The 25,758-nt window shown below is 67.4% G+C and carries 18 protein-coding genes; 9 read left to right on the forward strand and 9 right to left on the reverse strand.

All coding sequences use genetic code 11. From position 1 onward, the window contains the following. Positions 1–245: 245 nt before the first annotated feature. Positions 246–1,076 (reverse strand): 3-deoxy-8-phosphooctulonate synthase, encoded by an 831-nt coding sequence (kdsA, locus tag ACFE65_RS07585; protein WP_375381746.1) that lies wholly within the window; start codon positions 1,074–1,076, stop codon positions 246–248. 167 nt (positions 1,077–1,243) lie between these two features. Here kdsA and ACFE65_RS07590 point away from each other — a divergent pair, with 167 nt between their 5' ends. The 6 genes from ACFE65_RS07590 to ACFE65_RS07615 all read left to right on the forward strand — a co-directional run bounded on the left by ACFE65_RS07590 (position 1,244) and on the right by ACFE65_RS07615 (position 7,202). Next, entirely contained in the window at positions 1,244–2,200 is a 957-nt protein-coding gene (locus ACFE65_RS07590; protein WP_375381805.1) for an SIS domain-containing protein, read from the forward strand. Next, entirely contained in the window at positions 2,184–3,032 is an 849-nt protein-coding gene (locus ACFE65_RS07595) for a 3-deoxy-manno-octulosonate cytidylyltransferase (RefSeq protein ID WP_375381747.1), read from the forward strand. The genes ACFE65_RS07590 and ACFE65_RS07595 overlap by 17 nt, the downstream gene beginning before the upstream one ends. Then, entirely contained in the window at positions 3,029–3,667 is a 639-nt protein-coding gene (locus ACFE65_RS07600) for a histidine phosphatase family protein (protein WP_375381748.1), read from the forward strand. Before ACFE65_RS07595 ends, ACFE65_RS07600 begins: the two co-directional genes overlap by 4 nt. Beyond that, positions 3,664–5,280 carry a beta-3-deoxy-D-manno-oct-2-ulosonic acid transferase gene (locus ACFE65_RS07605; RefSeq protein WP_375381749.1) on the forward strand — a complete coding sequence of 539 codons (1,617 nt, stop codon included), beginning with the start codon at positions 3,664–3,666 and terminating at the stop codon, positions 5,278–5,280. Before ACFE65_RS07600 ends, ACFE65_RS07605 begins: the two co-directional genes overlap by 4 nt. Before the next feature lie 70 nt (positions 5,281–5,350). Then, on the forward strand, positions 5,351–5,971 hold the full coding sequence (locus ACFE65_RS07610) for a hypothetical protein (protein ID WP_375381750.1): 621 nt from the start codon (positions 5,351–5,353) through the stop codon (positions 5,969–5,971). 13 nt (positions 5,972–5,984) lie between these two features. Next, positions 5,985–7,202, forward strand: a complete 1,218-nt coding sequence (locus ACFE65_RS07615) for a capsule biosynthesis protein (protein WP_375381751.1) — start codon at positions 5,985–5,987, stop codon at positions 7,200–7,202. Here the strand turns inward: ACFE65_RS07615 and ACFE65_RS07620 are convergent. The 4 genes from ACFE65_RS07620 to ACFE65_RS07635 all read right to left on the reverse strand — a co-directional run bounded on the left by ACFE65_RS07620 (position 7,194) and on the right by ACFE65_RS07635 (position 12,184). Continuing rightward, positions 7,194–8,414, reverse strand: a complete 1,221-nt coding sequence (locus tag ACFE65_RS07620) for a glycosyltransferase family 4 protein (protein ID WP_375381752.1) — start codon at positions 8,412–8,414, stop codon at positions 7,194–7,196. The genes ACFE65_RS07615 and ACFE65_RS07620 overlap by 9 nt on opposite strands. A gap of 94 nt (positions 8,415–8,508) precedes the next feature. Further along, a complete protein-coding gene (locus ACFE65_RS07625; RefSeq protein ID WP_375381753.1) occupies positions 8,509–9,321 on the reverse strand; it encodes a DUF5672 family protein in 813 nt (270 codons plus the stop codon). After that, positions 9,303–10,907, reverse strand: a complete 1,605-nt coding sequence (locus ACFE65_RS07630; RefSeq protein ID WP_375381754.1) for a glycosyltransferase family 2 protein — start codon at positions 10,905–10,907, stop codon at positions 9,303–9,305. Before ACFE65_RS07630 ends, ACFE65_RS07625 begins: the two co-directional genes overlap by 19 nt. Positions 10,908–11,095: 188 nt before the next feature. Further along, the gene (locus ACFE65_RS07635; protein ID WP_375381806.1) at positions 11,096–12,184 is read right to left on the reverse strand and encodes a polysaccharide biosynthesis/export family protein; all 1,089 of its coding nucleotides are present in this window, start codon (positions 12,182–12,184) and stop codon (positions 11,096–11,098) included. Positions 12,185–12,583: 399 nt separating this feature from the next. Here ACFE65_RS07635 and ACFE65_RS07640 point away from each other — a divergent pair, with 399 nt between their 5' ends. The 3 genes from ACFE65_RS07640 to ACFE65_RS07650 all read left to right on the forward strand — a co-directional run bounded on the left by ACFE65_RS07640 (position 12,584) and on the right by ACFE65_RS07650 (position 16,627). After that, entirely contained in the window at positions 12,584–13,471 is an 888-nt protein-coding gene (locus ACFE65_RS07640; protein ID WP_375381755.1) for a class I SAM-dependent methyltransferase, read from the forward strand. A 727-nt stretch (positions 13,472–14,198) separates the two neighbouring features. After that, positions 14,199–15,416 (forward strand): glycosyltransferase family 2 protein, encoded by a 1,218-nt coding sequence (locus ACFE65_RS07645; RefSeq protein WP_375381756.1) that lies wholly within the window; start codon positions 14,199–14,201, stop codon positions 15,414–15,416. 17 nt (positions 15,417–15,433) lie between these two features. After that, positions 15,434–16,627: a phytanoyl-CoA dioxygenase family protein gene (locus ACFE65_RS07650; RefSeq protein ID WP_375381757.1), complete on the forward strand. Its 1,194-nt coding sequence runs from the start codon at positions 15,434–15,436 to the stop codon at positions 16,625–16,627. A gap of 18 nt (positions 16,628–16,645) precedes the next feature. Here ACFE65_RS07650 and ACFE65_RS07655 read toward each other — a convergent pair whose 3' ends face one another. From ACFE65_RS07655 to ACFE65_RS07670, 4 genes are all read right to left on the reverse strand, one after another. Further along, the gene (locus tag ACFE65_RS07655) at positions 16,646–17,293 is read right to left on the reverse strand and encodes an ABC transporter ATP-binding protein (RefSeq protein ID WP_375381758.1); all 648 of its coding nucleotides are present in this window, start codon (positions 17,291–17,293) and stop codon (positions 16,646–16,648) included. 7 nt (positions 17,294–17,300) lie between these two features. After that, positions 17,301–18,083 carry an ABC transporter permease gene (locus ACFE65_RS07660; protein WP_375381759.1) on the reverse strand — a complete coding sequence of 261 codons (783 nt, stop codon included), beginning with the start codon at positions 18,081–18,083 and terminating at the stop codon, positions 17,301–17,303. Positions 18,084–18,085: 2 nt separating this feature from the next. Next, positions 18,086–19,249, reverse strand: coding sequence for a capsule biosynthesis protein (locus ACFE65_RS07665; protein WP_375381760.1), 1,164 nt, complete (start codon positions 19,247–19,249; stop codon positions 18,086–18,088). Positions 19,250–19,351: 102 nt separating this feature from the next. Continuing rightward, entirely contained in the window at positions 19,352–25,738 is a 6,387-nt protein-coding gene (locus ACFE65_RS07670; RefSeq protein ID WP_375381761.1) for a glycosyltransferase, read from the reverse strand. Positions 25,739–25,758 lie beyond the last annotated feature (20 nt).

A 25,758-nucleotide genomic window follows, 5' to 3' on the forward strand; every position in this document is an offset into this window, starting at 1 on the left:
CGTTTCGGCCCGGGCGGAGCACCGGAAAGGTTAGCCACTCCGCTTCGGACACGAAGGGAGTTTTCAGGAAGCCGCGAACGGTTAGCCCGCGTAAGGTGTTGATATTGGTCCGCAGCGTGTGCCCTCGCGGGGCATCCAGCTGCGGCATGTCCGCTACACCACGATCGAACTTGCAGATGAGCGGGGGGGTCTCCTCCTGATCCTCGTCTGGTCGTTCCCCCCTGTCGCGCCGGTTGCGACCTGCTTCACAGACCCTTAACCACCGCGTCGATCGCGACCAGCCGTTCCAGCAGCGCGGGCAGCTTGTCGAGCGGCCAGCTGTTGGCGCCGTCGGACAGCGCCCGGTCCGGATCGGGATGCGTCTCGACGAACAGCCCCGCCACCCCGGCGGCGACGGCCGCGCGCGCCAGCACCGGCACGAACTGCCGCTCGCCACCCGATCGATCGCCGCCCGCGCCGGGCAGTTGCACGGAATGGGTCGCGTCGAACACCACCGGGCAGCCGGTCTCGGCCATGATCGGCAGCGAGCGCATGTCGGAGACGAGGTTGTTGTACCCGAACGAGGCGCCGCGCTCGCACAGCATGAACCGGTCGGGCTCCAACCCTGCGGCAAGCGCCGCCGCGCGCGCCTTGGCGACGACCTGGACCATGTCTCCGGGCGCCATGAACTGCGCCTTCTTGATGTTGACCGGCTTCCCCGAGGCGGCGACGGCGGCGATGAAGTCGGTCTGCCGCGCGAGGAACGCGGGGGTCTGCAGCACATCGGCGATTTGCGCGACCGCGCTCACCTGGCTGGGTTCATGCACGTCCGTCAGCACCGGCAACCCCGATCCGGCGCGCACCTTCTCGAGGATCCGAAGCCCCTCCTCCAGCCCCGGCCCGCGGAACGAGCCTCCCGAACTGCGGTTCGCCTTGTCGAACGAGCTCTTGTAGATCAGCAGGATACCCAATCGATCGGCGATCGCGCGCAGCGTGTCGGCCGTCGACAGCGCTGATGCCTCGCTCTCGATCACGCATGGTCCCGCGATCACGAACAGCGGATGCTCCGGCCCGACGGAATGCTGGCACAGGTGCATGGAATTAGCTTTCGGCAACAACGGGATATGGCACCCGCCTATCGCGAGCGGCGGACATAGCAAAGATCGGTCCGAAGGTTTATGCGCCACGCTCCTTCCCATCAGGTAGTCGCTTCGTGCCCCACAGCCGGTCAGTCCTCGTCGATGCGTCCGATCGGGCGGTGGTGATGACGTCGGCGCGGGACACGATCCGTATCGAGCGCGATGCGCTCGCGGCGCTGGAGGAGGCGCTGGAGCATACGCCGCTGCGTGAGGCGTTCGGCCAGGCGTTCGACGCGATCCTCGCGGCGCGCGGCCGCGTGATCGTGACCGGCATCGGCAAGAGCGGGATCGTCGCGCGGAAGGTCGCGGCGACGCTGATGTCGACCGGCAGCCCGGCCGCCTATCTCCACCTCGGAGAGGCGAGCCACGGCGACCTTGGCATCATCACCCGCGACGATGTGGTGCTCGCGATCAGCTGGTCCGGCGAGACGCCCGAACTCGCCGAGATCGTCCACCACGCCCGTCGGCTGGGCGTGATCCTGATCGTCATGACCTCGCGTGGCGACAGCGCCGCGGGGCAGGCGGCCGACATCTGCCTGCCGGTGCCCGCGGTGCGCGAGGCTTGCCCGCATCAGCTGGCACCGACCGCCTCGACGACCGTGCAGGCGGCGCTGGGTGACGCGCTGGCGGTCGCGCTGATCCATCGGCGCGGGTTCAGCCTCGGGGATTTCCACCGGCTCCATCCCGGCGGCCGGCTGGGCGCGCGGCTCGCGACGGTCGCGCAGCTGATGGGAACGGGCGAGGCGATCCCGATCATCGCCGCCCAGGCGACCCTGGCCGAAGCGACAGTGGAGATGAGCCGCAAACGCTATGGCTGCACCGCCGTCGTCGACGGGGCCGGTCTGCTGGTGGGCATCTTCACCGACGGGGATCTGCGCCGCAGCTTCGCGGCTGGCCGCATGGACGCGCTGGTGAAGGAGCAGATGACGCCCCAGCCGCTGTCCGTTCCCCCGCAGACCCTGGTGTCGGACGCGCTGCGGCTGATGAACGACCATGCGGTGACGACGCTGTTCGTGTGCGACGGCACGGTCCTGCTGGGCATCGTCCACCTTCACGACGTGCTGCGTGTCGGCACCGGCTGACGGGGCAGCCTCCGACCGGCGCCCACCGGACCTGATCGTCATCCCCGCGCGGTTCGGCTCGACGCGGCTGCCGGGCAAGCCGCTGGTCACGATCGCGGGGCGCACGTTGCTGGAACGGGTGGTGGACGTCGGGCGGCGCGCGATCGCGCTGGCGGGCGGGGCCGAGCTGGTCGTCGCGACCGACGACCGGCGGATCGCGGATCACGCGCAAGCGCTGGGTTGCGAGGCGGTGATGACGGACGCGGCCATCGCCTCGGGCTCGGGCAGGGCCCATGCGGCCGCTCTCGTGCGAGAACGCGCGCCGGGGATCGTCGTCAACCTGCAGGGCGATGCGCCCTTCGTCCCCCCGGCGGTGGTCGCCCGTCTGGTCGAGGCCCTGCGCTGCTCGACCGCAGGGGTGGCGACGCCTGTGGTCCGGCTGGACTGGGAGGCGCTCGACGCGCTGCGCGCGCACAAGGCCGGGTCACCGTTCAGCGGCACCACCTGCGCGCGGCTGGCCGACGGGCATGCGGCGTGGTTCTCGAAGACCATCCTGCCCGCGATCCGCGACGAGGCGACCCTGCGCGGGCGGGACCCGCTGTCGCCGATATATCGCCACCTCGGCGTCTACGCCTATCGGCGGGACGCGCTCGCGCGGTTCGAGGCACTGCCGCCGGGCATCTACGAGGCGATCGAGGGGCTGGAGCAACTCCGCTTCCTCGAGAACGGCATCGATGTGACGACGGTGGAGGTGCCGGCCCCGCGCCACCCGATGTCGGGGATCGACAGCGCGCGCGACGTCGCGCTGGCCGAGGAGCTGATCGCGCGATTGGGCGATCCGTTCGGCGCATGACGCTCACGCTCGCCCCGACCATCCTGACCATCGTCCGCCACGGCGATACATTCTTCCCCGGCGAGCCGCCGCGCCGCATCGGCGCGCGCACCGATCTGCCGCTGGTCGCGTCGGGCGAGGCGCAGGCGCGCGCGCTGGGCGCGGCGTTCGCCGGGGAGCGCATCGCCTTCGACCGCGTGCTCGCCGCGCCATTGCGGCGAACGCAGGCGACCGCCGAGCTGATGCTGGGGCTGCTGCCGGCCGGTTCCGCGATCGAGACCGCCGCATGGCTCGCCGAGATCGACCACGGCCCCGACGAGGGACAATCCGAGGATGCCGTGCTCGCCCGGATCGGGCCGGAGGCGCTGGCGCGCTGGAACGAGGATCTGGCCGCCCCGCCGGGCTGGACCGTGGACGCGCCGGCGCGGCTGGAGGCGTGGCGCACGCTGATGGTGACGGGGCGGGGGCACCTGCTGCTCGTGACCAGCAACGGCGCGGCACGGTTTGCGCTTCATGCCGATCCGGCGCTGGCCAGGCAGGCGAGCGCGCTCGCCTCGCGCAGGCTGCGGACCGGCGCGTGGGGGCGGATCGTCGTCGCGGATGGGGCTGCACGTATCGCCGCTTGGGATCGCCGACCCGGCGAGGCGCAGCGATGACCGCCGTTCGCCAGCCCCTGTTGCGCTCGCCCCCGTTCCCCGGGCTGCCGGTGGCGGTCGCGGCGGTCGCGGCGGTCAGCGGCGGCGGCGCACCGCTCGATCCGGCAACGCTGGAGGAGGAACGGGTCGAGGCGGTGCTGGGGATCGTGCGGGACGCGCGCGTCGGTGCCGCGTTCTGGGCCGCGCCCGCTGGCGTCCGTGCCGCAACCGTGGTGCGTGTCACCCGCAGCCACGAGCCTGGCGGCGTTTCGGCGGACGCGCTGCGTGTGCCCGCTTCCCTCAAGGAGCTGACGAACCCGTGGTCGCTGCTCGCGCCTGGCGTGACGCTGGTCGCGCAGGGGGACGACGAATGGGCCGGGATCGGCGAGCTGGCGGGCGCCGCGGTGCGGATCGTGTCGTCCGGACGGTTCGGCGCCCCCGGCGAGACCCAGGCCGATCGCCGGCACCGGATCGCCGCGCATCTGCTCGGCTGCCGGTATCGCGACCCGTTCACCGGCGAGGAGTGTCGCATCGATCAGGCTGTGGCACTGCTGGCGCTGTGGCGCCGGCAGATCGACGCCGATCGCGATATCGTCGCCGCGACCGGCATGGCGTGGTGGAAGCGCGCGGCGATCCGCCGCTTCCTGTGGGCACCGCGGCCCACGCCGCTACGCTTCCTGCGCGGCCCGGCTGCGATCCGTCATGCCGCGCGTGCCGGCGGCGCGGTCGCGATCTGGCCTTCGCGCGTGTCCGCCGCGACGCTCGCGGAGGCAGGCCGGCGCGCGGTGCCGCTGGTCGAGGTGGAGGACGGCTTCGTCCGCTCGGTCGGGCTGGGCGCGAACCTCGTCCCGCCGCAGTCGGTCGTGGTCGACCGGTCCGGCATCCATTACGATCCCGCGCGGCCGAGCGAGCTCGAGCGGTTGATCGAGGGCGGCGACTTTCCGCCTGCGCTGCTGGCGCGCGCTGCGGCGCTGCGCGCGCGGCTGGTGGCAGGCGGGATCGGCAAATATGGCGGCGCGGGGGACCAGCCGGCGCTTCCGCCGCGCCGCGGGCGCCGGCTGGTGCTGGTGCCGGGCCAGGTCGAGGACGACCGCTCGGTGCTGCTGGGCGGGGGACAGGTGACGGGCAATCTCGACCTGTTGCGCCGCGTGCGGTCCGCGGAGCCCGAGGCGGAGATCTGGTACCGTCCTCACCCCGACGTCGATGCGGGCCATCGCCGGGGCGGACTGCGCGATGCCGACGCACTCGTCCATGCCGACCGAGTGCTGCGCGAAGGAAGCATGGCGGCGCTGCTCGGCCATGTCGACGCGGTCCACGTCCTGACCTCGCTGACCGGGTTCGAGGCGCTGCTGCGCGGGCGCGAGGTGACGTGTCACGGCGTGCCGTTCTTCGCCGGCTGGGGCCTCACCCGCGATCTGGGCCCCATGCCCGCCCGGCGCAGCCGGGACGCGAGCCTCGACGAGCTCGTCGCCGCGACGCTGATCCTCTACCCGCGCTATCTCGATCCCGTCACCCGCCTGCCGTGCCCCGCCGAGGTGCTGGTGGCGCGCATCGAGGATGGCGCGATGGGATCGCCGGGCCTGATCGTGCGGCTGCGGCGTTGGCAGGGTCGGCTGCTTGGGCGGCGACGCTGACGGTTGTTGGTGCGGTTTCCGGCTGTATGAAGCGTCGGCGCACCGGTACCGGCCGGGTGGGAGAGGGTGTTTGAGGCTCGGGTTCGACGTGACGGGAACCGCCATGGGCCTCGCCACCATCCCCATGGCACTGCTAAGCGTCGGAAGCGTCGCCGCCGGGCTGATCCTCGTCGTCCGGCAGGATTGGGCGCCGGTCGCGCTGGGCCTCGTCGCGCTGTTGCTCTGCTCGGTGCTGGCGCGCCCGCTGGAGGCGCTGATCGTCATGATCGACGACGCGGCGGCGCAGTCGCTGGATCGCGGCCGGCGGCGGCGGGCCCGCGCGATCGCGGTCGTTAGCGGGGCGGTGCCGATCACCGTGATCCTCGTCGCGGAAATCCTGTGCCTGCGCGTGGTGCTCGGCGCGGACGCGGCGTCGCCCCGATTGCTCGTCTGGCTGTGGGGTTACGGCGCCGCGACCGGGCCATGGACGCTGTTCGCGCAGCGGGTCGGCCGGTTCCGGCGTACGCTCGTCAGCATCCGCGCCTATGCCGGCCACGTCGCGCTGTGGATGTTCTCGCTTCTCGCGCTCTGGCTGCGCGCGCCGGCCGGCATCGTCCTGGCGGCGATGCTGGTGCCCGCGATCCTGCCCTTCACGATCGGCTTACTGCTCGCGCTGTCGGACCGCGACGCGATCGCCAATGTCCGCGTCTGATCCTTCCGCGAGCATGACCGCGCGCTGCTTCCTGTTCCTGCAGGGGCCGCACGGGTCGTTCTTCCCCCGGTTGGGTGCGACACTGGCATCGGCCGGACCGCGCGTCCGCCGCATCAACCTGAACGGCGGCGATCGCGCGACGTGGCCTCAGGGCGACGGCTATCGCGGGCTGGAGCGCGGCTGGCCGGCGCATGTCGCACGCTACATGGTGCGTCACCGCGTCACCGACCTTGTCGTGTTCGGTGACGGCCGACCCGCGCACGCCGCCGCGATCACGGCGGCCCTGGCGGCCGGCGTCCAGGTCCATGTCTTCGAGGAAGGATATATCCGGCCCGATTGGGTCACGCTGGAGCGGGGCGGCGTCAACGGCCATTCGACGCTGCCGCGCGATCCCGACTGGTACCGGCGCGAGGCCGCAGGCGTGCCGCCGGTGCCGGCGCATCCGCCCGTACCCTCCTTCGCCACGGGACGCGGCTGGGCTGCGTTCTTCTACTATGCCGAGGTGGTGCTCCAATATTGGCGCTTCCCGTTCCACCGCTCGCATCGCGACCGCGATCCGGTGTGGGAAGGGATCACCTTCCTGCGCCGCTTCCGTCAGCGCAGGAAGGACGCGGCCCGCGTGCACGAAGAGGCCGCGCATGCCTTCGACCGGCCGTTCTTCCTGTTCCCGCTCCAGCTCAACTCGGACTATCAGATCCGCGTCCACTCGCCGTTCGGCACGATGCACCGCGCGATCGAGGTCGTGCTGGAAAGCTTCGCGCGCGCAGCGCCCGCCGGCGTCGCGCTGGTCATCAAGGAGCACCCGCTGGATTCCGGCCTCAACGACTGGCGCACGGTCGTGACGGCGCGGGCGACCGCGCTTGGCGTCGAGACCCGCGTCGTCTTCGTCGAGGGCGGCGACCTGCCGGACATGATGACCGCATCGCTGGGGATGGTGGTGGTCAACAGCACCAGCGGCACGCTGGCGCTCGCCGCGGGCAAGCCGGTGAAGGCACTGGGCAGCGCGGTGTACGATATTCCGGGGCTGACCGACGCTCAGCCGCTCGACGGCTTCTGGTCCGCTCCGCGCGCGCCGGAACCGGCGGTGTACGAGGCGTTCAGTCGCGTGCTCGCCGACCGCTGCCTGATCCATGGCGCGTTCCTCAGCAACGCGGGGATCGATCTGCTGGTGACCGAATCCGCGCGCCGGCTGATCGGAGCGGACGCGCGGACGTCGCCGACGTCAGCCTAGGGTCGCGAGCCAGCGCTCCACACGGGCGAGATGGCCGGGCCAGTCGGGCGCGTGATACCCGCGCAGCGCCGCCAGCTGGCGCAGCCGGTCGGGCGAGGCGCCGCAAAACTCCAGGGCCGCGCGTTCCCATCCCGCACCGTCGGACGGCGTCAGATAGGTGGGGATGTCGCCGGCGATCTCGCGGAACACCGCGAGGTCCGACGCGATCACTGGGGTGCCGAGGTGCAGCGCCTCGATCACCGGCATCCCGAACCCTTCGGCGAAGGACGGCATCAGCAGCGCCCGCGCGCCGGTCAGCAGCCGGGCCAGCTCGTCGTCGCCGCAGCGGCCAAGCTCGACCACAATGCCCCGCAATGCGACGCAGCCATCCAAAATCGCGAGCGCATCGTCCGCTTCCCAGCCGCGCTGGCCGACCAGCAGCAGCCGGGGCGCGCCGTCCCCCATCCGCTCGATCAGCCGCTGCCACAGGCGCAGCAGCAGGATGTGGTTCTTGCGCCCTTCGATCGTGCCGATCGTGACGAAATAGGGACGATCCGCCGGTGGTGGGGTGGCACCGGCGGGGAGGGCATCGCCGGCGAGCCATGCCACGATCGCAGGCGGGACAGGGAGGCGTCGACGGTCCGCGAAGTCGCGCAACCCGTCCAGAGTGACCTGCGAGTTGACGATGATGCCGCTGGCACTCGTCAGGGCATTCGACATACGGCGGACATGCCTTTCGGCCTCGCCCGCGCGACAGAACTGCGGCGTCTCGATCGGGATCAGGTCGTGAATGAGGTAGATGGCACGCAATCGGTGTCGTTCCACCCAACGACCCAGGCCGGGGTCGTCCAGACCGGTGTGGCCGATGTTCAGGTAGACCTCGCCAGGCTGAAGGCGGATCGCGACCGCACGCGGAAGCGCCCGGCCGAGCACCATGACCAGGCGCGCGCGAAATCCCGGGTTGCCCGAGAGGAGGATGGCCAGCAGTCGCTGTGAGTCCGTGGCCGTCAGGACGATCCGCCGCCCCTTCCACTGGATGACCGCACGCGCCTTGGGCCCGAAATGCGCCATATAGGCAAGGCAGACGCGATCGATCCCGGTGGGCAGGCGACCCGTCCACCACCGCCAGATCAGCCGGCTGACGTCTATGAGCACGGATCGCGCTCGCCAGGCCGGCCATGCCGACACGGGATCGGCCACACCGGCGACGGCACCGTGGATGACGATCGGCACGAGAAGCTCATGCCCGCCACATGGGGTCTCTCGTCAGCCCCGCCATCGCGGCATCGCACCCGCGGCAGGAGCCATCGTCGGATCGGCCGATCGTCTAGCGACGGTCCGCGCCCTGACGGAGCCGCCGCAGGACCTTCCAGGCGAGGCGCAGATTGCCCCGTCGCAGCGCCAGGCGGAACAACTCGCGATGCTCGAGACGGTTGAGGACCATCGGGTCCAGATCGGTGATGATGTCGTTCATCTGTCGCGGATCGACCAGCCCGGCCAGGTTGAACACGCCATGGAAACCGAACTCGTCGCCGCTCGACGCGTGTCGTTCGAACGCGAACCGTCGAGCGACGTCTTCCGGGGCGAAGCGGATCGCGAACCGGCTTTCGAGCGTGGAACGGTGCGTCCGGCAGATCGCGACGTCCTCGGGCGACTCGTCGATCCCGAGCGCGTGGCAGGCGTCCAACAGGCGTCGTGACCGCAGCGAGAAGCCGCCGTTGCCCACGACATGGCCATCCCCGAACTGCGGCCATGGAGCGCCGATATAGTCATAGTCCAGGAAACCGGGATCCCATCTGCGCCCGTCCAGGACATAGCCGTCCCATTGGACGCACAGGACATGGCTCGTCGCCACGTGACGCCGCAGATCATGGAGCATGAACCGCGAATAGGCTGCGTGCGACTCGATCGGTTCGATCTGCCGCCAGACGATGCAGGCGGGCGTCCCGACCGACGGTGGTCGATGACAGAACAGGATCGCTGCACCAAAGCGCGCCTGTTCCAGCGACAGCACCATGGCCCTGACCGTCTGGGGCATGGCGACGCTGGTGGCGGCGACGAGCGTCACCTCGGGCAATTCGACGACCGGGGTGACGGGCTCGCGCCTGGCGCGGCGCGGCGTCAGAATGCCAGAATGCATTGTTCGGCCTCCCGCCTGAAGCGCACACTGTGGTGGGGATCCTGCCATGTTCGGGTGGCCCAGCGGGATTGCAGCGCCTCCAGTTCGCGCGCGAAGCGTTCGGATGCTTCGGGGGAACGCCTGGTCCCGCGAGACTGCGACTCGTGATGGACGAGCGTGGCCTCGACCGTGAGCACGTTGCGCATGCCGCATGCGACGAGTTTCAGGCATAGGTCGACATCGTTGAAATCGACCGCCCATGTCGCGGCGTCCATCCCGCCCGCGGCCTGGAACTTCGAACGCTCCAGGACCATGCAGGCGGCGGTGACCGCCGAGACGGTACGACTGCGGGCATGCCAATGGTGAAAGCGGGGCTCGTCCGGGCTAATGCCTTTCTGGACATGCCCGGCCGCTCCGCCGGTGCCGATGGCGATGCCCGCGTGCTGGATCGTGCCGTCGGCATAGAGGAGCCGCGCGCCGACGGCTCCGATCTCCTCCTGGACCGCGTGGCGGACCATGGTTTCCAGCCACCTGCCGTCGCGTGGTTCGACGTCGTTGTTCAGCAGGCAGAGGACGTCGCCCGACGTGTTCTCGACGGCATGGTTGATCATGGCGGCAAAATTGAAGGCGCCGGGGCAGGGAAGCACGTCCGCCGCGCCGTCATGCTTGAGTTGCGCCAGCAGCGCATGCGTCTCCGCCTCGATGCTGTCGTTGTCGACGACCGTGATCGTCACCCGTCCGGGGTAGGTCAGCATGCGCAGTCCGGCCAGGCACGACCGCAGCAGGGCCGGCCGATCCCGCATGGGTATGATGATCGAGACGTGCGGCCAGACCGGTGGCGCGGACGGCAGGGGACGGCCCCTTGATGGCTTGTCCCCGACAGGCCTGTTCACACCGACGTCAAAGCAGCGGTGGGTGAGGATCAGCGGCAGGTGGAGGGGGGCAAGATCGCCGACGGCGAGTATCCTTGCGACGGCATCCGTCACCCCCGCCAGGTCGGCGCGGGTCGCACACTCCTTCGCAGCCGCACGGATCGCGGGCATCGCGATCAGTCCGGCACCGATCACCCCGTCACCATCGCCGAACAGCATGGGATCATATCCGGGCTTCACCCAGGGATCGCGTCGTCGACCGTCGTGCAGCCGGTCCTCATCCCAGAAGATGACCGGACCGAGAGCCGGGTTCCTGGAGCGATCGTGTGCCACGCGGGCGAGTATGGCTCCCAATGCCGGAGACAATGTGTCCCCGGCGCGTAGCGGCAGGAGCCAGTCGGGTTCCGGACCGGCCAGGCCCTCGCCAAGCGGGGAGCCGTCGGCGATCTGCATCGTGCCATCGGCGACAGGCATCGCGCCATCGGCGACAGGCATCGCGACGTTGGTCCAGACCGGCACCGCGGGTCCCAGGCTCGCACGGACGCTTCGCAGCGTCCGCCTGGCCTGTTCGACGCCGGGGCCCAGGATGAGGCAACCGATCGACGGCGGTCGCGACGCCGGTGCCCGCTCCGCGCAAAAACGTTGGATGATGCGTCCTTCTGCCTTGGCCACCCAGGACTCATAATAACCCGGGTGGATCGACGCGGCACGGTAGATCAGGTTCCAGCCGCGCACGCGCTTGCCGCGGACGATCCATCCAAGGCCCCGGAGCGCGTCGTGTGGCGATGCGGACAACGCCAGCGGCAGTATCGCGCGCCGGGCCGACGGCGCGCCGGATCGGCCAACGGGATCGTTTCCGGTCCCGATGGCCGGCACCTCCATCGGTCCTTGCCTCACTGTCCACCGTGAAGAACCGGACGGCCTCAACGCAGGGCGCTGACGCCGCTGGTGATCGCCACGATCGGGGAGAAGAGCTGGCTGATGATCTGGATGAGCTTGCTCGGCTGGTTGGCCTGTGCGTTGCCGAAATAGAGGACATCCTTGTCGCGCATCACGAAACGCTGGGCGAGGAAGTAGCTGCCCGTCCTCATCATGTTGATGTGGTACACGGTGTTCACCGGCTGACCGTTCTCTGCGGCGGTGGCGCGGAAGATGAAGATCGCCTTGGGATCCCCGAGATTGGGGTTCGCGCCTCCCGCGGTGGCGATCGCCTCGGCCAGGGATATGGCGGAGCCGCTGAAGGCCAGCTGCTCGACCCTGCCGGGCGCACCCATGACCGAGAAGGACCGTGGTGCCCGCAACAGAAGGATGCGGTCGCCAGGCTCGACGCGCAGATCCCGCTCGGATCCTGCCAGGACGTCGCTCAGCCGGAACTCGCCGTTGACATCCTTGCGAGTCACGCGGACCTCGAGGTCCTTGGCGTCGCCGCGATATCCGCCGGCCAGCGCGATCGCGTCGGACAGTGATTCCCGGTTGGTCGACAGGATGAGCCGCCCGGGCTTGCCCACCTCTCCTCCGACGATCACGCTGTTCGTGATGTCTTCCCGGATCGAGACGAGGACCTGAGGGTTTTGCGACAGGCCCGAATAGCCCGTGCGGATCCGGCGCGCGATCTCGCTGACGGTTTGTCCGGCCACGCGCAGCCGGCCGGTATAAGGCAGCTGGATGTAACCGCCATCGTCGACGCGGTTGGGCGGCAGTTTCTCGACCTTGGCCGATGGGTCGAAACCCGTCCCGTCTCCCGGGATACGGCTGCCGCCCCCGAACAGCGCGATGCCGGCCTCGTAGATCGTGATGTCGAGAACGTCGCCCGGACCGACCATGTCCGTCGGGGATGGCTCGTTCTCGGAGAACGGGAGGGCGCGTCGGGCGGTCGCGACCGGAAGCGATGCCGCGTCCGCGATCTCGACGATCTGGAGCTGCCCGGCCTCCTTCGGGTCGGTGATCGATTTCTGGATTTCATGGCCGGTGGGACCGCTCGACGGCAGGGTCGCGCATCCGGCGGCAAGCACCGTCAACCCGCTCGCAGCCCAACGTCGTGAGCCGGACCACCGGATTGAGGGAAATACCATGGAGAAACGGGCCTTGCGGATAAGTCTTTGGCAATGGCGGCCCTATCATCTTGATCCGTCGTGAGGCAAACGAACCCGGCAGGCGGCAATGGCTCGTCTGAAACCAGCCGGCGTGCGGCTTCGATGCAGATCCACGACCGCGATGCGGCGGACACTGCCGGACCCCAAGGCGCCGGAACCGATCTGATCTCCGGCGGCGGGTAGGCGGGTTCGGGCCATCGTCGGTGCGCGCTGGTCCCGATCGCCAGGCTCACTAAATCGCCTTGAAGGAGTGACGCCTGCCGCGATACGGAAGATGCTCGGGACGTCCGACCAGCTTATGATGGGTTTTGTGAGTCAATGACGGATACTCTGGAAGCCAAGTTGGCCCGGTTGAGCGCTTATGCGAACCCGTTCGCGGCCTCCGAGCCCCTGGCTCCTTCAGTGTCCCGCGCCGCCGATTTCATCGATTATGAACATCACCACATGTTTCCCTTGTTTGAAGCAAGAGGACTGAAGCCATCTGCTGACGAGATCATCAATGCGTTGAAGCTCGATGATGCACCGATCCCGGCTTCTCAAAACAGGGAAGGTTATGGCGCAAACGACTTCCATTACTGGGTTTCCGGATATGCGGAATATCTTGGCTTATCCAAGATCGCACTTCGTCACGGCATCTCGCATGGATCGATACTGGATTTCGGCGGATCGACCGGAAGAGTGTTCAGGCATTTCCATTATCAAGGTGGCTGGAAAGTCTGGTCCAACGACTTCAAGCAAACGTCGGTCGAATGGAACCTGCTCAACTTTCCACCGGCGTTGAGGTTGTTTCAGGGACTGTATCAGCCGACTTTGCCGATCAACGACAAGACCTTCGATCTCATCATAGCGATGTCGGTCTTCACCCATATCGACGAAACGGAGACAAACTGGCTTCTGGAATTGCGCAGGACGTTGAAGATCGGCGGTCTCGCACTGGTCACGACGCACAACGAGGCAACATGGCAGGACATGGGTGCAGAACTGCGCTCGGCTCTTGAGGCTCACAGCCCCGAGCTTGCTGCACTGTCCGAACTGCCTGCGGGCAGGCACGTGTCGAACTTCCGGAATGATGATCCCTATCGATGCAACGTGTTCCACAGCGACGACTATGTTCGCCGGCAATGGTCGCGATACTTTCAAGTCGTCGAGATAATACCCCGTGCCTCTGATGCGCAGGCGATTCTCGTCTTGAAAAGGACAGACTGATCTCCAACCATCCCAACGCGCGCAAGAGCATGATCACGTCTTTCGTGGTGCGCTTGCAAGCGATGATGACCATTTTTCTCGATGACCACGGTCGTAGGTCTCCATACATGCTGCCCTGCTGCGCCTTCGACGACGATGGATGCGGGACGATGCGTTCCCTCGCGACGGGAGGGCAGGCGGAACCGTGAAGCGATCGATGAGCCTGTTCCTCCGCGTCCTGGCGTGGCGTCCGCATCGGGCGATCGCCGTCGCCTATTGGTATGTGACCCGGCGGCGCGTGCGCGCAGGCAACTGGCTCCAAGAAGCGGCCGCGTCGGCGCCATTCGCTTACGATGTGCTGATCCGGTTGGTGGAAGACGAAGGCGGCGTGATCACGCGTGCTCGCGACAGTGTCGCGGCCTGGACCGACCCGCCGCTGGTCTCGATCCTGATGCCGGTGCCGGCCGGTGCCGATCCGGCCCTGCTCGCCGCGGCCGTCGCCTCGATCGAGCGACAATGCTACGATCGTTGGGAGATCGTGACGGCAGAGACGGGAAAGCCGGTCCTCCACGATCATCCCCGGGTGCGGACCGTGACGTGCCGGGCGAAAGACGCCGGCGACGCCCTAGCCCTGGCGCTCGATGCCGCGGTCGGCGCTCTCGTCGTGCCTTGGACGATCGGGACCGAACTGGCGCCGACCGCGCTGTTCCGTTTCGCCGAAGCATTCCGCGCGGCGCCGAGGTCGGGGGTGATCTACGGCGATCAAGACAGCATCAACCGGTTCGGTCACCGCTCGACGCCGTGGCTCAAGCCGGAGTGGAACGCGGAGATGATCCTCGCGCTGGACTTCGCGTCACGTTCGTACGCGATCGAGACGGCGTGCGCGCGTGCCGCGATGTCGGAAGCGGTGCGATCCTCCGGATGTCCGGCCTACGCCTTGCTGCTCGCGGCGACGAGCGGCGACGATGCCGGTGTGGTGCATGTTCCGCACATCGTCGCCCATGTTCGGCGACAAGGCGGCGCCGATGCCCTGCCGGCGCGCGTGGACACGGTGTCCGCCCATCTTCGGGGAACGGGCGCCACTGCCACAGCCGGGCCGTTCGCCACCGTCACGGTCAGCTGGCCGGCGCCCGATCCTGCACCATCGGTCACGATCCTCGTTCCGACGCGCGACCACCGTGACTTGCTGAGCGCGTGCGTCGATAGCGTTCTCGAACATACCCGGTACGACAATTACACGCTCGTCATCATCGACAACGGCAGCGTTGAACCGGAAACACACGCCTATTTCAGGCAGATCGTCCGCGATCCGCGCGTGACGGTCTTGCCATGTCCGATGGCGTATAATTTCTCCGCCATCAACAATGTCGCCGCCGCTCATGCCCAAGGCGCGTATCTCTGCTTCCTGAACAACGACACGCAAGTCGCGGCGGGCGATTGGCTCGGGGAGATGATGCGCTACGCCGTCCGTCCGAACGTCGGTGCGGTCGGCGCGAAGCTGCTCTACGCCGATCACAGCATCCAACATGCCGGCGTGGTGATGGGCCTGGGCAACGCGGCGGGCCACGCGCATCGGGGGCTGCCGGCCGGCGATCCCGGCTACTTCGCCCAGGCGCACGCGGCACATTATGCCAGCGCGGTCACCGGTGCCTGTCTCGTGGTGGAAAAGCGCAAGTTCGAGGCGGTCGGCGGCTTTGATGCGGAACACCTGTCGATCGCCTACAACGACGTCGACCTGTGCCTGAAGCTCGGCCAAGCGGGTTGGCGGAACGTCTACGCGCCCCAAGCGACGCTCTTTCATCTGGAAAGCAAGTCGCGAGGCTCCGATTTCTCGCCGGCGCACCTCGAACGCTATATGCGCGAGCTTAAAGTTCTGCAGACCCGCTGGGGAACGACGACGGTCGTCGATCCGATGCATCATGTCGGGCTCGATCGAGCCAGCGAAACCTATCGTTCCCGCCTTTGACGTTGCGAGGAAAGTCCATGTCCAGCTTGCCTTACCCCGATACGGCATCACCACTTTCGTCCAGGCTGTTGCCGGGCGTGCCGCTGGTCGAGTCCCCCCTGTTCGCCGGGTCGCCGGATGCGATGAGGCTGTCGTCGTTCGAACGGGACATCGCGGTTCAGCTCAACACGCGTGGTTATGCGGTGTTCGATTTTCCCGACCCTGCGATCCATGCGCGAATCGACAGCATCAAGACGAACCTTTCACCGCGCTACGACGCGGACCTGTCGGACCCCGAAGCGCTGGGCCCGAACGCGAACCTTCGCATCCAGGACGCGTGGAAGTTCGATCCGGACGTGCTGGCCATCGCCGCCAATCCGCAGATCCTCGCGCTGCTGGGCAAGCTGTATGGGCGGCGCGCGTTCCCGTTCCAGACGTTGAACTTCCCCGTCGGCACACAGCAGCGCCCGCATACGGATGCCGTCCATTTCTCGAGCCTGCCCGAGCGGTTCATGTGCGGCGTGTGGCTGGCGATGGAAGACATCACGGCCGAGTCCGGTCCGCTCGTCTACTATCCCGGCTCGCACAGATGGCCGGTGCTCAGCAACGCGATGATCGGCCGGCGGGGATGGAAGAGCACGCATGCCTCCGCGCAGACGCCGTTCGAGGCGGTATGGAGCGCGATGGTCGACGCCGAGCGGATCGCGCCCGAGACCTTCCTGGCGCGCAAGGGCCAGGCGCTGATCTGGGCGGCCAACCTGCTCCACGGCGGCAGCGTGCGGACGGATTTGAAGCGGACGCGCTGGTCGCAGGTCAGTCACTATTACTTCGCGGATTGCGTCTACTATACGCCTGCGTTCTCGGACGAGCCGTTCGGCCGGTTGGACCTTCGCACCATCACCAACGTCGCGACCGGCGCGATCGAGCCGAACACGCTGTTGGGAGAAACCGTCCAGCCGTATCGGGAGGCGCAGGCGGAAGCCCGGCGCGCGTGGCCGCGCCTGTTCAGGCAAACACCGCGACCGGCCACGTCCGCCATTCAGTCCGCGACCCTTCCCGCCATGCCGCCGGCAGCCAAGCCGGTCATGGAGGACTCCCTGGCTGATCTCCCGGCCGACTTCGATGCCGCGGGCTACCTCCTGCTCAATCCGGACGTCGCGGCAGCAGGAGAGGATGCCGCGGACCATTACGCCGCTCACGGCAAACATGAAGGCCGTCGTTATCGGGAATGATCGGGCGGCCGGTATCGATCAGAGCTCGAAATAGGTCTCGAGCGCGGGATTGACGTCTTCGTACATATCGGCCTTGCCGTTCGACAGGATCATTGCCCGATTGCAGAAGTCGCGGATGAACTCTGGGCTATGCGACGCCAGCAGCAACGAACGGTCCTTGCGCCTGTCAAACAGCTCATAGTGGCATTTCTGCTGAAAGTTCCTGTCACCGACCATGATGACCTCGTCGATCAGATAGCATTCGAACTCGATGGCAAGCGACAGCGCGAACGCGAGACGTGCGCGCATGCCCGACGAATAGGTCTTTACCGGCATCTTGAGCTGTCGGCCGAGCTCGGTGAAATCCTCGACGAAGGCGCGCACGTCGGCATAATCATGGTCGTAGATCCGCGCGATGAAACGAGCGTTGTCGTAACCGGTGAGACTGCCCTGGAACCCGCCGGTCAGACCAAGCGGCCACGAGCATGACATGGTACGCCGTACCCGCCCCGACGTCGGCATCTCCACACCGCCGATCAGCTTGATCAGCGTCGTCTTGCCCGCGCCGTTGCGACCGAGCAGACCGACCTTGTCGCCCGGCCGTATCGTCAGGTCCACGCCCCTGAGCACCTGCTTGCGCCCGTGACCCATGCGATAGGATTTGTGCAGGTCCTCGCACACGATCATCGCGCCGTCACTCCACCACCAACGTGCGGCGGACCCGGCGGCACAGCGCGAGGCCGATCGTCATGCACACCAGCGACGCGCCGATCGGAACCCAGATGTCGTAATAGGGTCGCACCGCGTCGCCAAACAGCCCGTAGCGCATCATTTCGGTCGCATTGACCATCGGCGACCACATGAGGACATCGCGCGCCTGAGGCGTCAGCCACGATGCCATGTTGAAAGTGCCCGAAAAAGGGATCGAGAGGTAGATAGTGACGGGAAGCACCTTTTCCAAAACGTCCGACATCTCGGACAAGGGTGCGATGATGAAGCACACGGACAGGACGAACAGCGTGTAAAGAAGCCATCCGGACACCATGAGGCCGATGTTGTTCGGAACCGGAAAATAGCCGAAGTACATCAGGATGATGCCGATGAAGAAATAGGCCATCATGCCGCCGATCGTTTCGATCAGCACACGGACGAAGACGAAGTCGAGGATGCGTATCTGGCGGTGGTACATCAGGCTGCCGTTCGCCACGAAGATGCTGGTGCACCGGCCGAAGGAATGGCGAAGGAAGGTCAGCGGCAGGTAGCCGCTGACGACGAACGCCACGATCGCGACGCCGTGCTCCTCCGGCCCCTTCATGAAGCTCCACACGATCGATACCAGAACCGCGAACAGCAGCGGCTCCGCCATGATCCACAGGAAGCCGATGTTCTCGCGTCCGAACCGCGTCGTGAGCTCGCGGCTCATCAGCGCGACGATGACGCGCTGCTGTATCCGCCATCCCTGTTGCAGCGACGCCATCCTCAATCCTCCGGCGCGTGTTCGAGGATGCCGACGATCAGCATCCAGCCGATCAGATAGATGCACAGCGCCGTTGCGAACACGAAGAACACGGCCTGGATGCGGTGCGGCAGCAACGCCACGTCGGGACGATTGGGCTCGACCACACGTTCTAGGTAGAATTGCTGCTTCTCCGACTCGGTGCGGGCCTGCTCCAGATTGGCGCCGGCCGCGTTGACCATCTGGGTCGCGAACTCCTGCTCCACCGAGAGATTCTCATACTGGCTGAGTTTGGAGGCGATGCCGCTGCCGGTGCCGACCGCGCGGCCGTTCTGAGCGGCGATCTGCACGCCGATCGCGGCGATCCGGTCGCGCAGCGCCGCGATCGAGGGATTGCGCGGCGCGACCCGCTGCATGGCCTGCAGCTGGGCGCGCAGCGCCGCCTGCTGGCCGATCAGGACATTCGACACTTCCAACACCCCGGTCGCCTGTTTGGCGGGATCCAGCAGCTCGGAGGCGTTGCGATATTGCCGCAGCGATACGCGGGCCGCGCGCAGCCGGGCTTGTGCGTCGGTGAGATACCGCTGCGCCTCGGCGATGGCCTTGTCCTGCGCGCGCGCATTCAGCTTGTTGACCAGTTGCTCGCTCAGGTCGAGCAGCCCGGCATTGAGCGCGTGGGCGTCATCGGGCGTGAATGCCTTGGTGGTCAGGACCGCCGTGCTGGTGTCATGGTCGAGGCGGGTGTCCACCATCTTGCCGTAATATTTGTACAGGTTCTCGAACCGGTTGCGGACGAACGGCAGCGGGTAGCGGCTGAAGATGTCGGCGGCCGGGGAAGAGAACACGCCCCCGACGTCGATCCGCCTCGCAAGGTCGGCGAGCGCGTTGCGCGAGCGGACGTAATCCATGACCTCGTTGGTCTGTTCCTGACCACCCGACAGGCCGGTCGTCTGGATGAGGCTGGCGATCGTCGAGAGCTGGGCCTGTTTCTGGCTGGGGGCCTTGATGACGAAGCGCGACTCAGACACATAGATGTCAGACGCGCCGAACCCCTGGTACAATGCCACCAGGAGCGTCGGTGCGATCACGAAGATCGTGAACCAGCGGCGATGGCGCAACCAGTTCGCCACGCGCTCCAGCAGCGCAGGCGGCTTCGGCCGCACTCCCGGCTTCACTAGCATTTCCATAGGGTTTTCCAAACGAACTCGACGACGCCAGGAAGCAAGCGAGCGGCGGCATCACCGGATAACGCAAGCGCATTCGGCAACCGGTTGTCAATTACGCTGCGATCAAGCGCGAAACCGGTCGCTCTCTGGCGACCGTTCCGACGCCTCGTGTCGCTCCTCCGCCGGCATCGGGTCCAGAGCGCGCAGGAATAACGAGACCCGGGTCCGGTCCGCGCTGTAGCCCGGGCAGAACGGCTCGGGCTGGATCAGGCACACCAGCGAGTTGCATGGGGAGCAGGCGACCGTCGGCTCGATCAGCAGGGCAGGCGATCGCCTCGCGCGGAAATGGGGTTTCGAGGCCACCTGGTCGGGATGCGTCGAACCATAGAAGGTTATTTGAGGCACATCGAGGATAGCGGCCATATGGGCGGTCCAGCTGTCGATCCCGGCGACCGCATCCGCCAGCCGGAACAGCGCCGCCCACAGGCCGGGAGCGAAGTTTCCGGCGATCATCCCGTCGGCTTCCTCGCAGGCCGCCTCGCCCGGGCCACCTATCTGCACGAGCCGGAAGCCTTGCGCCTTCACGGTCGAGGCGAAGCGCTCCAGCACCATGTCCGGCAGGGACTTCAGTCCCCAGCCACCCGTGCGATGAAAGAGGATCACGCGGTCGCCATGGGGGGCCAGCAGCGTCGCGGCCTCGTCCTCCTGCACGGCGTCCGTGACCGGACGAAGCTCGACCAGCGGCGTCTCCGGCGCCAGCCCCACCGACGCCAGCATCACGCCCGCCAGATTGCTGCGCATCGCATCGAGCCCTCGCGCGAAATGGGATCGGGCGAGGCGAGGACCGGTATCGGGGTGGCGGACGACATATTCGTAGGAACGAAGCAGGTGCAACGCAGTCATCTCGGCGGAGGGCACCTTCACAGGCACGCCGCGGACGGGGAACGGCGGATCAAAGGCCAGCACCCAGTCGAGCAGGCTTTCCGCCACATGGAGCCGGATCGGTATCCCGGCGAGAAAGGCGGTATGGGCGACCTGCATTCCGACGAGCACGTCGCCGCGATGGAAGGGGCAGATGAACTCCACCGTGCCGTCGTCGGCGGATCCGTGGACCTTGCGGTTGAGCCAACGATAGTCATGCTGATGCTGCCACAGATGGACGATGTCGCGTGGCCGTGGGCCGGGCAGCACGCCCAGCGCCGCCATCGTGGCGCGACAGCGCACCCCCTTGCTCTCGAGGCGGCGCGCGAGATCCTCGAACAGCGCCGCCCGGGTGAGAAGCAGCGGATCGAACACCTGTTCTCCCGCGGCGTCGTCGGCCACCCCGCGCAGAACCGCGAGCCGCGCCAGGATCATGCCGCTCGCGGGTAGTTCCGTCGCTTCCAATTCCTCGTCGGCCGTGACGTCGCCGGGCGCCCGACGGCCGGTAACGGGCAGGTTGGCATAGCCGTCACCCATCTCGCCGATATCCGACGGCGTCGCCGCCACCTGCCGCGCCGGCATCTCCAGATAGCCGTCGGTCAGGACGCCGTCGCGTGGCCGGTTCTCCCGGACGAACATGCGCGGCGAGATCAGCCCGTCGGGATCCCCCGCGGCAAGCCAGGCCCGCAGGAGCGAGGCGAACCAGCCGTCCGTCAACGCGCAATCCTCCGCGATCACGACGACGTGCCGATGATCCGAATCGACCCGGGCAAGGCCGAGATTGGCGGCCCTTGCGACGTCATGATCCTGTCCAGGATCGTCGACGACGATCAATGGGACGTGATCGCACGACCGTCGAAAGGCTGCCGTGCGGCCGGCGCCGACAAAACCGTCGATGCGCGCCGTGCTGTCGACCAGGACGATGGCCGCCGGACTCGGCCGGCCGTCGCGGAACGCGGCGGACAACCGCGCCAGCATATCGAACGGAGCGGCGCCGGCGATCACGATCACCGTGTCCGCCGCAAGCGATGCCAACGCCGCCTCGCTCGGCACCGGCAGAGCCGCCTGGCCCAGGCGTGCCAGTCGCTCCGCGACGTCCCCCTGCGTCAGCCACGGGCGCGACGCCCGGGGAGGAAAGGCAAGATCGTAATCCTCGTTGGTGAGGGTCAGGTTGGGGCTGTAGAACGGGTCATCGGCGATCGCGCCTTCCCACCGCGCCGTCATGTAGCCGCGTTCGATACGCTGCAGTTCGAGCTGTTCCGGCTTGATGTCCAGACCGCGACTGGCCGATTCGAGATGGTAGAGCGCGGCAAAGGGCGTGTAGACGACCTTGCGCCCCGCTTCCCGAACACGCAGACACAGGTCAACGTCGTTGTAGCTGACGGCGAGATCGGCCTCGTCGAAGCCGCCGATGGCGCGAAAAAAGACCTTCGGCATCAACAGGGCGGCCGCAGTGACCGCGGACACTTCCCGGACCAGCTGCGGATGACCGAAATAGCCGATGGAGTCGCCCGGAAAGTGACGATGGCCGTGGGCCGCGATCCCATACACGCCCAATGTTATGCCGGCGTGCTGCAGAGTGTCGCTGGCATAGAGAAGACGCGTGCCGACCGCGCCGACGCCCGGCCGAAGAATCTGGCTGACCATTTCCGACAGCCAATCGGGTGATATCGTCTCGATATCGTTGTTGAGGAAGCAGACATACTCACCCGCCGCCTGCGCGACCGCCATGTTGTTCAGCCGGGAATAATTGAACGGTCCGTCATCGTGCAGGACGGTTACCCGCGGATGCTGAGCCATCGTCGTGAAATAGTTCAGGGACTCCGCCTTGACGCTGCCATTGTCCACGATGATGACGTCGACGGCCGGGTAGTCCGTACGATCGAGAACACCGTCGAGGCAGTTTCTGACCAATTCGGCACGGTCGCGCGTCGGGATGATGATCGTGACGGACGGCGGCTTGGTCGGAAGAGGGCGCCGGATCCGCCACCATCCGGGGAAATACGGGATCGGCTGGACTTCGCTGTCGGGCTCGGCCTCCGCGAAATAGTCCTTCATCGCTTGTCGGGCGGTATCGACCGAGTTCGACGGGTTGTTGCTCGAAAAGGTGCGCACCCCTTCGAAAATCCGCCAATGGTACAGCACATGCGGGATGTGCCGGATCCGGTCGGCCGACGAGAGGCGCAGGATCCTCAACACCAGATCATAGTCCTGGCTGCCGTCGAAGCCGGCGCGAAAGCCGCCTACCGCCCGAACGAGCGCCGTACGAAAGACGCCCAGGTGAGCGACGCAGTTCTGCGAGTAGAAGAGCTCCTGGTTCCAGTCGTTCTTGAAATAGGGATCATGGCGCCGGCCGTTCTGGTCGATCTTGTCCTCATCGCTGTAGATCAGGTCCGTGTCGGGGAAGCGGTTGATCTCGTCGGCGATCAGGTAGAGCGCGTGGGGCGGCAACTCGTCGTCATGATCCATCAGGGCGACGAACGTGCCGCTGACGAGCTCCAGTGCGGAATTGGACGCGCGCGAGATGTGGCCATTCTCTTTCCGGAAGACGATCCTGATCCGCTCGTCTCGCGCCGCGTAGTCGCGTAGGATGGTGCGGATCTCCTCGTTCCGCGAGCAGTCCTCCGCGATGCACAGCTCCCAAACGGGGTAGATCTGGTCGATCACCGTATCAAGCGCGCGCTTCAGGAAGCGGGGCTCGGGATCGTAGACCGGCATCAGTATCGAGATCAGCGGCCGGTCCGCGAATCGATCGATCGCCTCGCCGATGAGCGCACGGTCCACCGGACCGATCCGGTCGTAGAGGTCACACCAGGTGTCATAGTCCACCCGGCGGCCGGCATTAGGCAGGCGCGCAAGGAGGCGACCCGCGAACAGCGATGCAGGCGAGAAGGAAAGCTGCGGCGCCGAGAATGACGTTCCCGCCACGTCGGTCGGGTCGAGGCGCATCGTCGAGACGTCGTCGGGCAGGTGGACAAGCTGCTGGACGCGTCCTTTCTGGCCGAGTGACGCAAGCTGGATCGCCGTCACACCCGCGCTGCTCCACACGTAGAGGATCGGTCTGGCCAGCGTGTCCGCGACGTCCATCTCGACCGTCACGACCGTCCATCCGCACGGGAATGCTCCGCCCGTCGCGATATGGAATTGCGGATCGTGTCCGGTAGACCGGAACACGCCGTCCAACTCCTCCAGGTGCTGGAGCGGCTGGAGACCGGCCCGTATCGCGTCCGGACCCGCGTCGGGCGGCATGTCCTCGCGACGCGCGACGGCGTAGCTCGCCTCGTCGGTCGTATCGAGCGGCAGCAATCCGACCCGAGGAAGGGTCAGCGTGACGTTCCTCGTGTCGCCGGAGGCGAAGCGGAGCGCCCGGACGCCGACCGGCAACACGAGGTGGTATTCGTATGACACCCCCGGAGCCAGACTGCCGAAGCGATAGGCCCAGGGCGATCGGTCCGGCTCGCACGAAGCGTACAGGGCGGCATCGATCGCCTGGTCCGCCTCGTCCACCCGCAGGGTCAGCCTGACCACGCCGGCGGGGAAGTCGGCGGTATCGGACTCGATGGCGACGCGCGGCGCGTCGCCGGTCGTCCTGAACCGGTCGTTCCCGACCGCTTCGAGCTGTTCCAGCGGGCGCGCCGAGTAGACGGCAGCCACACGCAGTGCCGTCGGTATCGCGCCGGGCTGGGCGGCCGGGCCGGCGGGGCAGGGCAGGAAGACACGGTTTCCGTCCGGCATCGGCCCGGCGCCGAACGCCACGGCGCCGAAGCGGACGCCCTTGCGGCACGCCGGATCGAACCGCAGCTGGGACACGCGCTCGGGCAGGCGGACCAGCGCCTGGATCACGCCGATGCCCTCAACGATCTCCGGGAGGCGGATGGTGACCACCTCGCCTTCCGTCCATGCGTAGAGGATCGGATCGAGGGGCGTTTCGACGCCATCGATCCGCAGGTCGATCCATGTCCAGCCGCCCAGGACGTCCTTGGCACCCTCGACGTCGAACTGCGGGTCCTCGCCCGTCGAAACGAACGAGCCGTCGGTCAGAACCGCCAGGTCGTTCTGCGGTCGCAGAACGAAGCTCCGGGACACAGGATCGGTCGCGCCGCCGACCGTCGGTTCCTCACCGACGAACGCCAGCCCTTCCGGGGGCGGTACGAAGAGGCGCCCTTCGAGCGCGCCTTCGCTCAGCCAGCCTGCGCGGTGGAGGCGGAACGTCACGCCCGCGTGACCAGTGGGATCGAGTCGAAGCCGATCGATCCCCTCAGGCAAGGGAAGCAGGCATCGTACTTCCGCTTCCCCCTCGATCAGCGGAAAGGTGAACGCCGTCACCTGCGCTCCAAGCTCGCCGTGGAAGGCGTAAACGACCGGCCGGATCGGTGCGGCGGGTGCGCTCGCCGAGATCGAGATCAAGGTCCAGCCCGCCGGGAAGGAGCGACCGTCGGGATCGAGCTGCATCTGCGCGTCGTCCGACATCGTGACGAAGCTGCCGTCGTCGGCGGTCCTCAGGTCGACCGTCGGCCGGACCACGAAACCAAGCGCATCATGTTTGACGTCGAGCGCGCGGCGGCGCAGACGCCCATCGTCCGGCCGTGCTGCGACGGCCTTGAGGTAGGTGCGGCACGCGGCGACGGGGCCCATCAGACGGGCGATCGCGTCGCCATACCGGAAGAGTTCGTCCGGATCGTCCGACAGGGTCACCATTCGGTCATAGATGCGCGTCGCCGAACGGGGGCGGCCGTCGCCTGCGGCATGGCGTGCCCTGCGCAGCGCCAGGCGATGACGGATGCCGGACACGAGCCCCTTGCGTGCCCTGCCGCGCAACCAGAGCGAGGAAAGCACCAGGTCCACCAGCTTGGCCGGCTCGACGCCGACCGCCTTGAGACGTTCGCCAAGACCGGGCAGGCCGGGATCGATCGCGAACGCCGTCTCCATGGCCGCACGCGCGTCGTCATGACGCCCTACCTCGGCCATCGCCCGTCCCAGGCCGTACAAAGCGACCGCATCGTGCTGGTCCACGCCGATCGCCCTGCGCCATGCGACGGCTGCGGCGGGATACTCGCCCAAGGTCTCGAGACTGCCAGCAAACCGACGCCAGGCCGGCCCATCCATCGGAAGCAGCAGAGCGGCCAGCCTTAGCAGGGCCTCGCCGCGACCATGATCACCCCGCGCCATCGCGGCTTTACCGCCGGACGTCAGACGGCGGAACAGCCTCATGTCCGAGCCGCCGCCCTTCAGCACATAGTCGAACAGCGGCACGTCGGCGCCTTCCTGCCTGAGGCGGGCGATCGCCGCCTCGAGCCGGTCCCGATCGTCCTGCGCCGCCTGGCCTTGCTGCTCTAAGGCGAGTCGCAACTCGTCGAGTTGCCGTTCGAGTTGGACGCGGCGCTGCTCGCCGGCTGCGAGGTCGAGGCGTGCGCGATCCATCTGCGCCTCGACCTCCTCGGCCGTTCGCTGCTCGTCGGCGCGGAAACGACCCATGTCGGCCAACCGCTCGACCAGCCGCATGTTCTCTTTCCGCAGCCGATCTGCCTCGGCGGAGGAGACGGCCTGTTCGGTCGGACCCTGGTGAATGTGGAACTTCCTCTCAGCCAAGCGATCACGGTCCGATCTAC

This window comes from uncultured Sphingomonas sp., from assembly GCF_964237335.1.
Classification (GTDB): domain Bacteria; phylum Pseudomonadota; class Alphaproteobacteria; order Sphingomonadales; family Sphingomonadaceae; genus Sphingomonas.

Bases quoted from the DNA above. Each gene is read 5' to 3' on its own strand.
- ACFE65_RS07625 (WP_375381753.1), bottom strand. From the start codon at position 9,321: ATGCATTCTGGCATTCTGACGCCGCGCCGCGCCAGGCGCGAGCCCGTC.
- ACFE65_RS07650 (WP_375381757.1), top strand. From the start codon at position 15,434: ATGTCCAGCTTGCCTTACCCCGATACGGCATCACCACTTTCGTCCAGG.
- ACFE65_RS07640 (WP_375381755.1), top strand. From the start codon at position 12,584: ATGACGGATACTCTGGAAGCCAAGTTGGCCCGGTTGAGCGCTTATGCG.
- ACFE65_RS07660 (WP_375381759.1), bottom strand. From the start codon at position 18,083: ATGGCGTCGCTGCAACAGGGATGGCGGATACAGCAGCGCGTCATCGTC.
- ACFE65_RS07615 (WP_375381751.1), top strand. From the start codon at position 5,985: ATGACCGCGCGCTGCTTCCTGTTCCTGCAGGGGCCGCACGGGTCGTTC.
- kdsA (WP_375381746.1), bottom strand. From the start codon at position 1,076: ATGCACCTGTGCCAGCATTCCGTCGGGCCGGAGCATCCGCTGTTCGTG.
- ACFE65_RS07655 (WP_375381758.1), bottom strand. From the start codon at position 17,293: ATGATCGTGTGCGAGGACCTGCACAAATCCTATCGCATGGGTCACGGG.
- ACFE65_RS07605 (WP_375381749.1), top strand. From the start codon at position 3,664: ATGACCGCCGTTCGCCAGCCCCTGTTGCGCTCGCCCCCGTTCCCCGGG.
- ACFE65_RS07590 (WP_375381805.1), top strand. From the start codon at position 1,244: ATGACGTCGGCGCGGGACACGATCCGTATCGAGCGCGATGCGCTCGCG.
- ACFE65_RS07665 (WP_375381760.1), bottom strand. From the start codon at position 19,249: ATGGAAATGCTAGTGAAGCCGGGAGTGCGGCCGAAGCCGCCTGCGCTG.
- ACFE65_RS07600 (WP_375381748.1), top strand. From the start codon at position 3,029: ATGACGCTCACGCTCGCCCCGACCATCCTGACCATCGTCCGCCACGGC.